This window comes from Ideonella sp. A 288, assembly GCF_002198735.1.
GTDB lineage: Bacteria > Pseudomonadota > Gammaproteobacteria > Burkholderiales > Burkholderiaceae_C > Pseudaquabacterium.
This window is the reverse complement of the sequence record NZ_MWLO01000123.1, coordinates 79,726-94,747: the sequence shown is the minus strand read 5'-3', so window position 1 is coordinate 94,747 and position 15,022 is coordinate 79,726. Positions and strand designations below refer to the sequence as shown.

Below are 15,022 nucleotides of genomic sequence, written 5' to 3'. Positions count from 1 at the left end.
CTGCCGTGGGCGCCGGCATGCGCCCAGCGGACCCGTTATCCTGTGCCCCGTTCCTTCGCAACGCCAGGACCACCATGAGCGAATGCATTCCCCTTCAGCAGGGCCGCCGTGCCGCGATCGCTTTCGTTGCAGCGGCGGGACTTGCAGGACTGGTCGGGTGTGGCGGTGGCGACGGCGGTTCGGCCGCCGCCCGTCCGCTCGAGGTCGCCATGCGTCATGCCCTCGCGGCCGCCATGTCCGAGGCGCCGGCCGTCGACCCCGAGGCTCTGCTCGACTGGGCCGAAACCACCTACCCGGCAGAGTTTCCCAAGGGAACGCTCAGCTGGCACGTCCAGCACGGCGGCCTCGACTTCACGGTGCGGGCGTACGCGGGCCCGTGGGGCTGGCGCTACCTCGGCGTCACCCCCGACGGGGAGGTTTATGGACTCGGCGATTTCACGCAGGACCGCCTGCAGCGCTTGGGCCAGGCGAGCGACTGGTCGGCGCGTCTGCAGGCCGATCGTTGCTCGGTCTATCCGCTGGCCCCTGCCTGCGGCTGGCAGCAGGAACGCCGTACCCTGGCGGCCGGGATGGACGGCACGGCCGCCCTTCGGTCGGACGGCCGGGTGCTGGCCTGGGGCATGGGCACGGTGGTGCGATGGTCCAACGTCGACGTGCCCTACGGCACGACGACGCCCGGCACACAGGTTCGGGACACCGGCCTGGACGCCCGCTGGATCGGGCACGGCCTCGCGCCGCGGGCGGTCGGCCTGGATGGCACGGTCCTGATATGGGACGCCTACCTCGGTGGGCTCTGGGCCACGGGCGACGAATTCCCCGAGGGCGCGGCGTTTCCTGCCGTCATGTATCGGGTGACCACCCCGACACGCTTGCACCTGCCGGACCGCATCGTCCAGATCGAGGAAGACTTCCAGGGCACCAGTGCCGCGCTGAGGGAGGACGGCAGCGTGTGGATCGGTCCTGGCCAGAACGCACGCAGTCCCAACGGCGTGGGCCATCGGTACGTGCCGGTGCGGGTCACCGGACTGCCCGTGGTGCGCGCCCTGGGCCGATCGTCTGCCGCCAGAGCGGAGGTCGGCCTCGTCGCCATCGGGCTCGACGATTCGGCATGGCGCATCCAGGGCGCGGCCGACGGCAGCTACCAGGCGACGCACCCCGCACAGCGCATTCCGGGCCTGCCGGCGGCGAAATCGGCCGCCTGTGCCGAACGCAACTGCATGGTCCTTGCGCAGGATGGCAGCGTCTGGGTGTGGGGCAGCAACGCCCACGGCGCGCTGGGCAACGGCCAACTGGAGGACGTCGTGGTCGACGTCCCCACCCGTGTGGCCGGCCTGACCGACATCGTGGACGTCGCACTCACCGCGACGGCGGCATTTGCCGTCGATCGCCAAGGGCAACTGTGGAGCTGGGGCGAGGGGCCGCTGGGCTACGCTTCCGCCGCGCCGGTGTTGCAGCCCAGGGCCGTGTTCGGCGCCGAACGCCAGGCCGTCGAAGTGAGCGCCGGGCGGGGGTTCGTCGTCGTACGGCAGCGCGACGGCACCGTCGTGTCCTGGGGCGTCAACGACATGGGCCAGCTCGGCATCGGCCCGCCCAGCCGCGACGTGCAGGTGACCCCAGCCAGGGTGATCGGCATCCGCCTCTTCTGACCCGCCGCCCAAGGGACTCGGGGCCTGGTGCGACGTTCACACCAGGCCCCGAGCGGGTCTTGCACCACAGCCGTGACGACCGGCAGGACAGCCCTGATGGGGCTGCCCTGCCCGCCTGATCAGCCGTGCTTCTTGTCGAAGAACTGTTCGTCTTCGGTGGAGCCCTTCAACGCAGCGGTCGAGGCGTTGGCTTCGATCGTGGTGGTCACGGCGTCGAAGTAACCGGTGCCCACTTCGCGCTGGTGCTTCACGGCGGTGAAGCCCTTCTCGGCAGCGGCGAATTCGGCCTCCTGCAGTTCGACGAACGCGGTCATGTTGTTGCGCGCATAGCCGTAGGCCAGGTTGAACATCGAGTAGTTCAGGCTGTGGAAGCCGGCCAGCGTGATGAACTGGAACTTGTAGCCCATCGCGCCCAGCTCGCGCTGGAACTTGGCGATGGTGGCGTCGTCGAGGTTCTTCTTCCAGTTGAACGAGGGCGAGCAGTTGTAGGCCAGCAGCTTGCCCGGGAACTTGGCGTGGATGGCGTCGGCAAACTTCTTGGCGAAGGCCAGGTCCGGCGTGCCGGTTTCGCACCAGATCAGGTCGGCGTACTCGGCATAGGCCAGACCGCGGCTGATGGCCTGGTCCACACCGTTGCGGCTGCGGTAGAAGCCTTCGACCGTGCGCTCGCCGGTGAAGAAGGGCTTGTCGTTGTCGTCGACGTCGGTGGTCACCAGGTCGGCGGCTTCGGCATCGGTGCGGGCCAGCAGGATGGTGGGCGTGCCCATCACGTCGGCAGCCAGACGGGCGGCGACGAGCTTGCTCACGGCCTCACGCGTCGGCACCAGCACCTTGCCACCCATGTGGCCGCACTTCTTGGCAGCTGCCAACTGGTCTTCGAAGTGCACGCCGGCGGCGCCTGCTTCGATCATGGCCTTCATCAGTTCGAAGGCGTTGAGCACGCCGCCGAAACCGGCTTCGGCATCGGCCACGATGGGCGCGAAGTAGTCGATATCGTTCTTGCCTTCGGACCACTGGATCTGGTCGGCACGGGCGAAAGTGGCGTTGATCTTCTTGACGACCTTCGGCACCGAGTCCACCGAGTACAGCGACTGGTCGGGGTACATCTCGCCATTGCTGTTGGCGTCACCGGCGACTTGCCAGCCCGACAGGTAGATGGCCTTCAGGCCGGCCTTGACCTGCTGCATGGCCTGGTTGCCGGTGAGAGCGCCCAGCGAGTTGACGAACGGCTCGGTGTTGATCAGGTTCCACAGCTTCTCTGCACCGCGCTTGGCCAGCGTGTGCTCGACCTGCAGCGAGCCGCGCAGGCGCACGACGTCGGCCGCGGAGTAGCCGCGCTTGATGCCCTTCCAACGGGGGTTTTCAGCCCAATCCTTTTCGAGGGCGGCAATTTGCTGTTCGCGGGTGAGTTGGCTCATGAAGACTCCTAGGTGACGGGGGGTGGGAGAAACGCTTGTAAACCTGTCGATCGATGGGCTTAGCGTAACGTGCCCGCGGCACCTTGGGAAGACTTATGTCTTATAGAAGACATAAATTTCATGCCTTAAGAATCAACAACTTAACGCCAGTTTTCCATGATGCGAAAGGCAATTCTTTGTCATGGAAAATTCTGCTGCAGCGCAGCAAGTGATGATTCCGCGATCCGAAACGGATCTTTCACATCGTGGGATCAGCGCTGGGCGCGACTCAGCCATCGGCGGTAGATGCGATCGGCCATGACCTGATGCGCTGCAAGATGCTGAGCCACTCCGTCGCGCATGGCCTGCACCGATTGCACGCTCGCCGGGTGCGACTGCAAGGCCGGCGCATAGCCGGCATCGAGGTGCTCGAGCCAGATCGACAACTTGGCCTCGTCGACCTCGATGTGGAACTGCATGGCCAGATGGGGCCCGATGGCAAAGGCCTGGTTCGGCGCGGCATCGTTGCCTGCCAGGGGTTCGGCGCCCTCGGGCAGATCGAAGGCCTCGTAGTGCCACTGGAACACCGTCGGGGAGGGTGCCCCGCCGAACCATGTGCGCGCCGTGGAGCCGCCCAGCACCTGGATCGGCGACCAGCCGACCTCGGGGGCCGGCGACTCGGTCACCTCGGCGCCCAGCGCACGGGCCATCAACTGGCCGCCGAGGCAATGGCCGATCATCGGCACGTCGAGCGCCATGGCCTGCAGGATGAGCGTCTCGGCCTGCCGCAGCGACGGCAGGTCGTCGTTCGCACTCATCGAGCCGCCCAACAGCGCGAGGGCCGAGTAGCCGTCCAGCCGATCGGGAAACGCCTGGCCCGCCTCGGTGCAGCGCAGTTCAACCGGGACGCCCTGGCGGCGCAACCAGGTGTCCAGGTAGGCCGGTCCGTCGTTGACGAGGTGTTGCAGCACGAGCACGGGCTTCATCGGAGTTTGACCTTCCTGTGGCGGCCTATCATCGCGCGCCAGTGTGCCCCAGGGATCGTCCATGTCCGCTTTCGCCTTCTTGTCCCAGACCACATTTCTCAGATGCCCGCCGCTGGCCGCCGCCCATCGGTTCGGCGTGGCGGGGCTGGCCTGGGACGGCGCGGTGACCAACCGGCCGGGTGCCAGGCTTGGTCCGCGCGCCATCCGCGAAGCCAGCCACATGCTGTGCGACGGCACGCACCCGCACTTCGACCTGGACCTCGAAGGAGCCCTCGGCGACGCCGGTGACCTGCCCTTGCCCAACACCAGCCTGGACGCCTGCCGCAGCGCCATCGAGTCGCAGGCGCCTGCGCTGCTGCGCTCCCACCACATGGCCTGGCTGGGTGGCGACCATTCGGTCACCCTGAGCGTGCTGCGCTCGCTTCGACAGGTGCTGGGCCGGCCGTTGGCCGTGCTGCACTTCGATGCCCATTGCGACACCTGGGAAGACCACTTCGGCGAGCCCAGCGGCCACGGCACCTGGGTGTACGAGGCCATCCAGGAAGGCCTGGTGCAGCGCGAATGCATGGTGCAGGTCGGCATCCGTTCGTCGGGGCGGCGCGAGGCGCGCGAGTACGTGCGCGACCAGGGCGGCCTGATCTTCACTGCCCGCGACCTGCGGGGCCTGAGCTCGCCGGCGCAGCTGGCGCCAGTGCTGCAGGCCGTGCGCGAGCGCCTGGCGGCCCACGGTCATCCGCCGCTGTACCTGAGCCTGGACATCGATGCGCTCGATCCGGCCTACGCCCCCGGCACCGGCACCCCCGAGCCCGGCGGCCTGAGCACCGCGCAGCTGCTGACGCTGCTGGAGGAATCCGCCGACCTGCCCTTCGTGGGCATGGACTGCGTCGAGGTGGCGCCGCCGTTCGACCTGTCCGAACTCACCAGCAACGCGGCCGCCACGCTGGTGTGGACCTACCTGTGTGGCCAACGGCGTCGCCTCGCGCGCCAGGATGTTTGACGGGGACTTGACACGTCTCAAGCGTTGAATTTGCAGGCGGCGAAGAATCGGGCCCATTGTCAGGAGCCAACGATGAACAAGCCCACCGCCGCCGCCAAGNAGGCGCCCCGCCCCGCCCGTCCGCCTGCGCCCGCCCTGCCCGGCATGGCCGCGCTCGACCAGACCCACGTCCGCATGCTCGAAGTGCTGGCCGAACTCGATCGCCTGCTGTCGCACCTCGAAGCCGATGGCGTGACACCGATCGCCCGGGACAGCGCACGCTCCATCTGCGCGTTCTTCAACGAGAACGCCCGCCAGCACCACGCCGACGAAGAACGACTGATCTTCCCGGGCCTGCTGCGCAGCGGTGACGAGCAACTCGCCCAGCACATCGAACGCCTGAAGCAGGACCATGGCTGGCTCGAGGAAGACTGGATCGAACTCGCGCCCCAGCTGCAGGCGGTGGCCGAGGGCTACAGCTGGTACGACCTCGACGAGTTCCGCCACAGTGTCAGCGTGTTCGCCGCGCTGTACCTCGACCACATCGCGCTGGAAGAGTCGATGATCTACCCGCGCGCTCGCGAACTCGGCGCCAAGGCGCTGGGCTGAGCCCGCGCACACGAGTCCGCTGGTGCGGGCTCGTGTGGCTGGCGAAGAGGCCGGCCCTGCCAGGCCGGCCGTGGGGCGCGCCGTGGATGCCGCGGCGTGCGTATTCGCACCGTCACAACGGCAGCGCGGTGGTCTTCTTCACCGTGCGCAGCACCAGCATCGAGTTCGAGCGCTCCACGCCCGGCAGGCGCATCAGCACCTGGGTGTGGAAACGCTCCAGGTCCTCCGCATCGCGGTAGCTGAAGCGGATCAGGTAGTCGTTCGAGCCGGCGACATAGAAGCAATCCAGCACCTCGGGCTGGTCGCGCACTGCGCGCTCGAACGCCTCCAGCACGCCATCGTTCATCGCCGTGAGGTTGATGATGGTGAAGCAGGTGCCATGCTGGCCCAGGGCCTTGGCGTTGAGCAGGGCCACGTACTGGCCGATCACGCCCGACTCCTCAAGTTGCTTCACGCGCCGCAGGCAGGCCGACGGTGACAGGTGCACCCGCTCGGCGAGGTCGACATTGGACAGGCGACCATCGACCTGCAGCGCCTGCAGGATCTGCCGATCGATCGCATCGAGTTGCGGCTTGGGGCTGTCTGTTCGCATGAAATTCGATTGATCTGCCGTTGCGCCGCATTCTATTGCTCGCGCGTCAACGGCGAGGCAGGATTGCGCAAGCACATTGCGCCCGCGGATGGCTAGACTCCAACCCAGCATCGGCAGCTTTGGCGCCGCCGACATGCCGCCTTGCAAGGAGCCCCGATGAAGCCCGATCTCGACGCGTTCTGGATGCCGTTCACGGCCAACCGCCAGTTCAAGAAGGCCCCCCGCATGCTCACCAAGGCATCGGGCATGCATTACTGGACCGACGACGGCCGGCAGATCCTCGACAGTTCCGCCGGCATGTGGTGCGTCAACGCCGGCCACGCGCGGCCGAAGATCGTCAAGGCCATCGCCGACCAGGCGGCCGAGATGGACTACGCACCGCCCTTCCAGATGGCCCACCCCAAGGCCTTCGAACTGGCCGATGCGGTGAGCAAGCTGCTGCCGGCCGGCATGAACAAGGTTTTCTACACCAACTCGGGCTCCGAGTCGGTGGACACCGCGCTGAAGATGGCGCTGGCCTACCACCGCGTGCGCGGCGAGGGCCACCGCACCCGGCTGATCGGCCGCGAGCGCGGCTACCACGGCGTCAATTTCGGCGGCATCTCGGTGGGCGGCATCCTGGCCAACCGCAAGATGTTCGGCGCCATGCTGGCCGGCGTCGACCACATCCGCCACACGCACGACCTGTCCCGCAATGCGTTCTCGGTGGGGCAACCCACGCATGGCGCCGAACTGGCCGACGACCTCGAGCGGCTGTGCCTGCTGCACGATCCGTCGACCATCGCCGCGGTGATCGTCGAGCCGATCGCCGGCTCCACCGGCGTGCTGGTGCCGCCGCAGGGCTACCTGCAGCGCCTGCGCGAGATCTGCGACAAGCACGGCATCCTGCTGATCTTCGACGAGGTCATCACCGGCTTCGGCCGCACCGGCCAACCCTTCGCCGCACAGACCTTCGGCGTCACGCCCGACCTGATGACGATGGCCAAGGGCATCACCAACGGCTGCGTGCCGATGGGTGCGGTGGCGGTGAAGCAGCAGATCCACGACGTGTTCATGAACGGGCCCGAGCACCTGATCGAGTTCTTCCATGGCTACACCTACTCGGCGCACCCGCTGGCCTGCGCCGCCGGCCTGGCCACGCTCGAGACCTATGCCGACGACGGCCTGCTCACCCGCGGCCAGCAACTGCAGGGCTACTTCGCCGAAGCCGTGCACTCGCTGCGCGGCCTGCCGAACGTGATCGACATCCGCAACCTCGGCCTGGTCGGCGCGGTCGAGCTGGCACCGATCACCGGCGAGCCGGCCAAGCGCGCCTTCAACGTGTTCTTAGACTGCTTCCAGAAGGGCATGCTGATCCGCGTCACCGGTGACATCATCGCCCTGTCGCCGCCGCTGATCGTCGAGCGCGAGCAGATCGACCAGATCGTCGACACGCTGCGCGGCGCCATCCAGCGCGCCGCCTGACAGCGCACGCCACCGAGCCCACTGAGGACCTGCCTAGCGCGTACCCCATGCACTTCCTGAGCGCCGATCGAGAACTCACGCGCGACTCGTACTACGCCGCCACGGCCGTACGGGGCGTGTCCCATCCGGCGCTGGAAGGCGCGGTGGACTGCGACGTGGCCATCGTCGGGGGCGGCCTGGCCGGCCTGTCGGCGGCCATCGAACTGGCCGACCGCGGGTTCTCGGTGCGGCTGCTGGAAGCCCGCGAGATCGGCTTCGGTGCCAGCGGCCGCAACGGTGGGCAGGCCATCCACGGCCTGGCCTGCGACAACGCCGAGATCGAATCGCAGCTGGGGCTCGAGACGGCCCGGCAGGTGTTCGCGATGACGATCGAGGCGCTGGACATGATCGGCGAGCGCCGCGCCCGCTTCGCCATCGACTGCGACTGGCGCGACGGCTACCTCGGTGTCGCGGTCAGCGACGGCAAGGCCCGCGAGCTGCTGGCCGGGGCCGACCGCCTGGCCAGCGCCTACGGCTACCCGATGACGCCGATCGACCGCGCCGCGCTGCCCGGCTGGATCGACAGCCCGCGCTACGTGGCCGGTGTGCACGATCCGCGCTCGGGCCACCTGCACCCGCTGAAGTACACGCTGGGCCTGGCCCGCGCGGCCACGCTGCTGGGGGTGCAGGTGCACGAGCAGACCGCCGTCACCTCGATGACCCCGGGCCCGCGGCCGGTGCTGCACACGGCCTGCGGATCTGTCACCGCGCGTCAGGTGCTGCTGGCCGGCAATGTCTACCTGCAGGGTGTGGCCCCGGCGCTGGAGTCGCGCATCATGCCGGTCGGCACCTACATCGTGGCCAGCGCGCCGGTATCGCCGGCGCTGGTGCAGCAACTGATCCCGTGCGGGGCGGCGGTGTGCGACAACAACGTCGTGCTCGACTACTTCCGCTTCAGCGCCGACCACCGCATGCTCTACGGCGGACGGGTCAGCTACAGCACCGCCACGCCGATGAACCTGGCCGAAAGCATGAAGCGCCGAATGGTCGGCACCTTCTCCGCACTGGCCCCGACGCCGATCGAATACGCCTGGGGCGGCTTCGTCGACATCTCGATGAACCGCGCGCCCGACTTCGGCCGTTTGCCCGACCAGCCGCAGGTGTACTACCTGCAAGGCTTTTCCGGACATGGCCTGGCGCTCACCGGGCTGGCCGGCCGCCTGGTGGCCGAGGCCATGGCCGGTGATGCCATGCGTTTCGACACCTTCGCCCGCATCAAGCACCGGGCCTTCCCCGGCGGACGCTGGCTGCGCACGCCCGCGCTCGTGCTGGGCATGGCCTGGTACCGCATGAAGGACGCCCTGGCATGAGCTCCCTCGCACGCAAACCCGTGTTGCTCGTGCCGGCCTGCAACCGTCAACTGGGCGACCACCCCTTCCACATCGTCGGCAAGAAGTACATCGACGCGGTGCGCCTGGCCGGCGCCCTGCCACTGGTGGTGCCCTTCGCGCAGCCCGAGGAACTGGACGCCCTGCTCGACCTCGCCGACGGCGTGCTGCTCACCGGTTCACCGTCCAACGTGCACCCGAGCCACTTCGAGGAGGCGGTGCACGACAGCGCCCTGCCGCTGGACACCGATCGCGACGCCTGGACGCTGCCGCTGATCCCCAAGGTGCTGGCGCGCGGGCTGCCGCTGTTCGCCATCTGCCGCGGCACGCAGGAGGTGAACGTGGCGCTCGGTGGTTCGCTGCACCAGGCCGTGCAGGACGTCGGCCGCTATCGCGACCACCGCGCGCCCGCCGGTGAACCGGCCGCCGTGCAGTACGGCCCCTCGCACGATGTGGACGTGGTGCCGGGTGGCCTGCTGTCCGAGGTGGTCGAGGCCCGACGCTTCGCCGTCAACTCGGTGCACGGCCAGGCCGTGAACCGCCTGGCCCCCGGCCTGCGCGTCGAAGCGCGGGCCCCCGATGGCCTGGTCGAAGCGTTCTCGGTGGCCGAGGCCAAGGGCTTCAACCTCTGCGTGCAATGGCACCCCGAATGGCAGGCCGCCGGCAACCCGGTGTCGATGCAGATGCTGCAGGCCTTCGGTGCCGCCTGCCGGTCCTGGCGCGACCGCCATCGAACCGCGATTCCCTAGCTGTCCTAGCGCAAGGCGCCCACCGGCGCCCTTCTTCCCCGGTGGCCTCCACGAGAGCCGCCACCCGATCGATGCGAACCCACAGGTGACCCATGGTGAACCGAGACCCCTTCAATTTCAGCGAGCTCGAACGCTGGCTCAATGAACATCGCGTGACCGAGATCGAGTGCCTCGTGCCCGACCTCACCGGCGTGGCCCGCGGCAAGATCCTGCCGCGCGAGAAGTTCACTGAAGACCGTGGCATGCGGCTGCCCGAGGCCATCGTCGGCATGGGCGTGACCGGTGAGTTCCCCGAGGCCGGCCCGTACTACGACGTGATCGGCCCCACCGACCGCGACATGCACCTGCGCCCCGATGCGTCCACCGTGCGCATCGTGCCCTGGGCCACCGACCCCACGGCGCAGGTCATCCACGACTGCTACGACGCCGAGGGCAAGCTCATCAGCTTTGCCCCGCGATCGGTGCTGCGCGGCGTGTGCGACCTGTACGCGGCCAAAGGCTGGAAGCCGGTGGTGGCCCCCGAGCTCGAGTTCTACCTGGTGGCGCGCAACACCGACCCCGACATCCCGCTCAAGCCGCCCATCGGCCGCAGCGGCCGCGCCGAAACCTCGCGCCAGGCCTACTCCATCGACGCGGTCAACGAGTTCGACCCGCTGTTCGAGGACGTGTACGACTACTGCGAGAAGATGAAGCTCAACGTCGACACGCTGATCCACGAGATCGGTGCCGGCCAGATGGAGATCAACTTCTTCCACGACCACCCGTTGGGCCTGGCCGACGAGGTGTTCCTGTTCAAGCGCACGGTGCGCGAGGCCGCGCTGCGCCACGACATGTTCGCCACCTTCATGGCCAAGCCGATCGCCGGCGAACCGGGCAGCGCGATGCACGTGCACCAGAGCGTGGTGCGCGAGAGCGACGGCGGCAACATCTTCAGCAACGCGGATGGCTCGCCCAGCAAGGAGTTCTTCTGGTACATCGGCGGGCTGCAGCGTTACATCCCCGCGGCGATGGCGCTGTTCGCGCCTTACGTCAACAGCTACCGCCGGCTGGCCCGCTTCACTGCCGCGCCGATCAACATCCAGTGGGGCACCGACAACCGCACCGTGGGCATCCGCTCGCCCGTGGCCTCGCCCGCCGCCCGGCGCATCGAGAACCGGGTGATCGGTGCCGACGCCAACCCCTACGTGGCGCTGGCCGCCACGCTGGCCTGCGGCTACCTCGGCATGCAGAAGCAGATCGAGCCGAGCGCCGAGTGCAAGGGCGACGCCTACCTGGGCGACCACCAGCTGCCGCGCAGCCTGGGCGAAGCGCTGCAGTTGCTGCGCGACGAGAAGGACCTGCACGACGTGCTGGGCGCCGACTTCATCACCGTCTACACCGAGGTCAAGGAAATCGAGTACGCCGAGTTCATGAAGGTGATCTCCCCCTGGGAGCGCGAACACCTGCTGCTCCACGTCTGATCCTGCCGACCGAGACCCGAGGAAACCACCCATGAACGCCGTTCTCCAACCTACGTCGCCCGTCCGCAGCACACAGTCCTGGCAGGCCGCCGACTCGGCGCACTTCCTGCACCCCTTCACCGACTTCCAGTCGCTGGCCAGGAAGGGCTCGCGCATCATCACCCGCGCCGAGGGCATCTACCTCTGGGACAGCGACGGCCACAAGCTGCTCGACGCGATGTCGGGCCTGTGGTGCGTCAACGTGGGCTACGGCCAGCGCGCGCTGGTCGACGCCGCGGCGAAGCAGATGATGGAACTGCCCTTCTACAACGCCTTCTTCCAGACCGCCACGCCGCCGGCCATCGAGCTGGCCGAGTTGCTGTCCGAAGTGACGCCGCCGCAGTTCAAGCACGTGTTCTTCTCCGGCTCGGGCTCCGAAGGCAACGACACCGTGGTGCGCATGGTGCGCCGCTACTGGGACGTGCTGGGCCAGCCCGACCGGCAGGTGATCATCAGCCGCCACAACGCCTACCACGGCTCCACGATGGCCGGCGCCTCGCTGGGGGGCATGAGCGGCATGCATGCCCAAGGTGGGTTGCCGATCCCCAACATCGTGCACATCGAGCAACCGTACTGGGCCGAGCACGGCCGCAGCATGAGCCGCGACGAGTTCGGCAAGGTGGCCGCCGGCTGGCTGGAGGCCAAGATCCTCGAGATCGGTGCCGACAAGGTGGCCGCCTTCATCGGCGAGCCGGTGCAGGGCGCCGGCGGCGTGATCATCCCGCCCGACACCTACTGGCCTGAGATCCAGCGCATCTGCGACCAGTACGGCATCCTGCTGGTCAGCGACGAGGTGATCTGCGGTTTCGGCCGCACGGGCCACTGGTTCGGCTGCGAGCGCTTCGGCTTCAGGCCTGACCTGATGACCTTCGCCAAGGGCGTCACCAGCGGCTATGTGCCGCTGGGCGGGGTGATGGTCGGCGACCGCATCGCCAAGGTGCTGATCGAGCAAGGCGGCGAGTTCGAGCATGGCTACACCTACTCCGGCCACCCCGTGGCCTGCGCGGTGGCCTTGGCCAACATCAAGCTGATCCGCGAGCAGCGGCTGGTGGAGCATGTGCACGACGACGTGGGCCCGTATCTTGCGAAGGCCTACGAAACACTGCGTGACCACCCGCTCGTCGGCGATGCCGAGACCTGCGGGCTGATGGGCGCGCTGCTGCTCGTGAAGGACAAGGCCCGATGGACCCCGTTCGACCCCGCCGTGGGCATCGGCATGGTGTGCCGCGGCCACTGCTTCGCCAACGGCCTGGTCATGCGTGCCGTGGGCAGTCGCATGATCATCGCCCCGCCGCTGGTCATCACCCGCGCCCAGATCGACGAGATGATGGCCTTGATCCGGCGCTGCCTCGACCTCACGCTGGCCGATGCCCAACGCGAAGGCTGGCTGGCCTGAGCGGTGGGCTCGTGCCCCCAGGCATCCCCGGATGAACCCGTGCCGGCGCGCTGCGTAGACTCACCCCAAACCCACCACACCCGATCACACCCTTCCGGAGGTTGATTCATGAAGCTGTCGTCCCGTCGCTCGCTTGCTGTGCTGTGCCTGGCCGCCGCCTCGGCCCTGGGCTGGCAGTCGGCCGTGGCCCAGGAGGAGGACAAGGTCCTCAACATCTACAACTGGTCGGACTACATCGCCGAAGACACGATCCGCAATTTCGAGAAGGAAACCGGCATCAAGGTCCGGTACGACAACTTCGACAACAACGAGATCGTCCACGCCAAGCTGGTGGCCGGCAAGACGGGCTACGACATCGTCGTGCCCTCGTCCAACTGGGCCAAGCTGCAGATCGACGGTGGCCTGCTGGCCAAGATCGACAAGTCCAAGATCCCGAACTTCAAGAACCTCGACCCGGCCGTGCAGGCGCAACTGGCGCGCATGGACCCGGGCAACCAGTACATGGTGAACTGGCTGTGGGGCTTCGACACCGTGGGCATCAACGTCGACAAGGTCAAGGCCGCGCTGGGCTCCACGCCCATGCCCGACAACGTCTGGGACCTGGTCTTCAAGCCCGAGTACATCAGCAAGCTCAAGGGCTGCGGCGTGTCGATGCTCGATTCGGCCACCGAGGTGGTGCCGTCGGTGCTGCATTACCTGGGCAAGCCGCCGTTCAGCAAGGTGCCCACCGACTACACGGCCGCGGCCCAGGTGCTGAAGTCGATCCGCCCGCACGTGACGCTGTTCAGCTCGTCCGGCTACATCAACGACATGGCCAATGGCTCGATCTGCCTGGCCTTCGGCTGGTCCGGTGACATCAACATCGCCCGCCAACGGGCCATCGACGGCAAGACCGGACAGAACATCCAGGCGCTGATCCCCAAGACCGGCGGCGTTCTGTTCTTCGACGTGATGGTGATCCCGGCCGACGCGGCCCACCCCGGCAACGCCCACAAGTTCATCAACTACATGCTGCGCCCCGAAGTGGCCGGCAGCCTGACCAACAAGGTCTTCTACGCCAACCCGGTGCCCGAGTCGCGCAAGCACATCAAGCCCGAGGTGGCCAACAACCCCACCGTCTTCCTGTCGCCCACCGACCTGGCGCGCATGGTGCCGCCCGACTCGCTGAACAACGACCTGCGGCGGCTGATGACCCGCACCTACACCGCCTTCAAGACCGGGCTGTAAGGCGATGGCGGCCGGCGACCCCCGCGGAAAGGACGCCGCGTTCCTGCAGATCCAGGGCGTGGTGAAGGACTTCGCCGGCTACAAGGCCGTCAACAACGTCTCGCTCGACATCGCCAAGGGCGAGATCTTCGCGCTGCTCGGTTCGTCGGGCTGCGGCAAGAGCACGCTCCTGCGCATGTTGGCCGGCTTCGAGACGCCCACGTCGGGCCGCATCGTGCTGAACGGGCAGGACCTCGCCGGTCTGCCGCCCTACGAGCGGCCGATGAACATGATGTTCCAGAGCTATGCGCTCTTCCCGCACCTCAGCGTGTGGGACAACATCGCCTTCGGACTGCGCCGCGACGGGCTGCCGAAGGACCGCGTGGCCGAGCGGGTGGAGGCCATGCTCAAGCTGGTGCAACTGGGCAAGTACGCCAAGCGCAAGCCCCATCAGCTGTCGGGCGGCCAGCAGCAGCGGGTGGCGCTGGCGCGCAGCCTGGCCAAGCAGCCGCAGGTGCTGCTGCTCGACGAGCCGCTGGGCGCGCTCGACAAGAAGCTGCGCGAGGAAACGCAGATCGAGCTGGTCAACATCATCGAGCAGGTGGGCGTGACCTGCGTGATGGTCACCCACGACCAGGAAGAGGCCATGACCATGGCCTCGCGCATCGCGGTGATGAGCGAGGGCCGCTTCCTGCAGGTGGGCGCACCGGCCGACATCTACGAGACGCCGGCCTCGCGCTTCGTGGCCGACTTCATCGGCAACGTCAACCTCATGGACGGCACTGTCGAGGAGGACGAGGCCGACCACGTGGTGATCGCCTCGGCGGACTGCAAGCACTACGTGGGCCATGGCATCACCGGCACGCCGGGCATGGCCGTGACGGTGGCGCTGCGGCCCGAAAAGATCCACGTTTCGCGGCACAAGCCTGCCGACGAGTACAACAGCGCGCCCGGCACGATCAAGGAGATGTCGTACTTCGGCAGCTTCACCGTCTATCACCTGCAACTCGCCAGCGGCGCGCGCCTCAAGGTGAGCCAGGCCAACACCTCGCGCCACAAGGACGACGAGCTGACCTGGGGCGATGCGGTGTGGGCGCATTGGTCGCGCTCGGCGCATGTGGTCCTCACGCAGTAG

13 protein-coding genes are annotated in these 15,022 nt (G+C 67.8%); 10 read left to right on the top strand and 3 right to left on the bottom strand.

What is annotated here, in order from left to right; all coding sequences use genetic code 11:
- Nucleotides 1–74: 74 nt before the first annotated feature.
- Nucleotides 75–1,646 carry a hypothetical protein gene (locus tag EOINJALH_RS14355; protein ID WP_158219772.1) on the top strand — a complete coding sequence of 524 codons (1,572 nt, stop codon included), beginning with the start codon at nt 75–77 and terminating at the stop codon, nt 1,644–1,646.
- Nucleotides 1,647–1,765: 119 nt separating this feature from the next.
- Here the strand turns inward: EOINJALH_RS14355 and aceA are convergent, their stop codons facing one another.
- Both aceA and EOINJALH_RS14345 read right to left on the bottom strand, forming a co-directional pair.
- Entirely contained in the window at nt 1,766–3,064 is a 1,299-nt protein-coding gene (gene aceA, locus EOINJALH_RS14350; protein ID WP_088281133.1) for an isocitrate lyase, read from the bottom strand.
- Between the two features lie 251 nt (nt 3,065–3,315).
- Nucleotides 3,316–4,092 (bottom strand): type 1 glutamine amidotransferase, encoded by a 777-nt coding sequence (locus EOINJALH_RS14345; RefSeq protein ID WP_234413844.1) that lies wholly within the window; start codon nt 4,090–4,092, stop codon nt 3,316–3,318.
- Between EOINJALH_RS14345 and EOINJALH_RS14340 the strand changes: the two genes are divergently transcribed.
- On the top strand, nt 4,091–5,026 hold the full coding sequence (locus tag EOINJALH_RS14340) for an agmatinase (protein ID WP_088281129.1): 936 nt from the start codon (nt 4,091–4,093) through the stop codon (nt 5,024–5,026). The two genes, EOINJALH_RS14345 and EOINJALH_RS14340, sit on opposite strands and share 2 nt — an antisense overlap.
- A gap of 144 nt (nt 5,027–5,170) precedes the next feature.
- On the top strand, nt 5,171–5,614 hold the full coding sequence (locus tag EOINJALH_RS14335; RefSeq protein ID WP_144290043.1) for a hemerythrin domain-containing protein: 444 nt from the start codon (nt 5,171–5,173) through the stop codon (nt 5,612–5,614).
- Nucleotides 5,615–5,726: 112 nt separating this feature from the next.
- Here EOINJALH_RS14335 and EOINJALH_RS14330 read toward each other — a convergent pair whose 3' ends face one another.
- The gene (locus EOINJALH_RS14330) at nt 5,727–6,206 is read right to left on the bottom strand and encodes an Lrp/AsnC family transcriptional regulator (protein ID WP_088281125.1); all 480 of its coding nucleotides are present in this window, start codon (nt 6,204–6,206) and stop codon (nt 5,727–5,729) included.
- A gap of 156 nt (nt 6,207–6,362) precedes the next feature.
- Here EOINJALH_RS14330 and EOINJALH_RS14325 point away from each other — a divergent pair, with 156 nt between their 5' ends.
- The 7 genes from EOINJALH_RS14325 (at nt 6,363) to EOINJALH_RS14295 (ending at nt 15,022) form a co-directional block, all read left to right on the top strand.
- Nucleotides 6,363–7,670: an aspartate aminotransferase family protein gene (locus tag EOINJALH_RS14325; protein WP_088281123.1), complete on the top strand. Its 1,308-nt coding sequence runs from the start codon at nt 6,363–6,365 to the stop codon at nt 7,668–7,670.
- A 47-nt stretch (nt 7,671–7,717) separates the two neighbouring features.
- Nucleotides 7,718–9,019: an FAD-binding oxidoreductase gene (locus tag EOINJALH_RS14320; RefSeq protein ID WP_088281121.1), complete on the top strand. Its 1,302-nt coding sequence runs from the start codon at nt 7,718–7,720 to the stop codon at nt 9,017–9,019.
- Nucleotides 9,016–9,786, top strand: coding sequence for a gamma-glutamyl-gamma-aminobutyrate hydrolase family protein (locus EOINJALH_RS14315; protein ID WP_088281119.1), 771 nt, complete (start codon nt 9,016–9,018; stop codon nt 9,784–9,786). Before EOINJALH_RS14320 ends, EOINJALH_RS14315 begins: the two co-directional genes overlap by 4 nt.
- A gap of 92 nt (nt 9,787–9,878) precedes the next feature.
- Nucleotides 9,879–11,246, top strand: coding sequence for a glutamine synthetase family protein (locus EOINJALH_RS14310; protein WP_088281117.1), 1,368 nt, complete (start codon nt 9,879–9,881; stop codon nt 11,244–11,246).
- Nucleotides 11,247–11,277: 31 nt separating this feature from the next.
- Nucleotides 11,278–12,681, top strand: a complete 1,404-nt coding sequence (locus tag EOINJALH_RS14305; RefSeq protein WP_088281115.1) for an aspartate aminotransferase family protein — start codon at nt 11,278–11,280, stop codon at nt 12,679–12,681.
- 108 nt (nt 12,682–12,789) lie between these two features.
- Nucleotides 12,790–13,908 (top strand): polyamine ABC transporter substrate-binding protein, encoded by a 1,119-nt coding sequence (locus EOINJALH_RS14300; protein WP_088281113.1) that lies wholly within the window; start codon nt 12,790–12,792, stop codon nt 13,906–13,908.
- 4 nt (nt 13,909–13,912) lie between these two features.
- A complete protein-coding gene (locus tag EOINJALH_RS14295; RefSeq protein ID WP_088281111.1) occupies nt 13,913–15,022 on the top strand; it encodes an ABC transporter ATP-binding protein in 1,110 nt (369 codons plus the stop codon).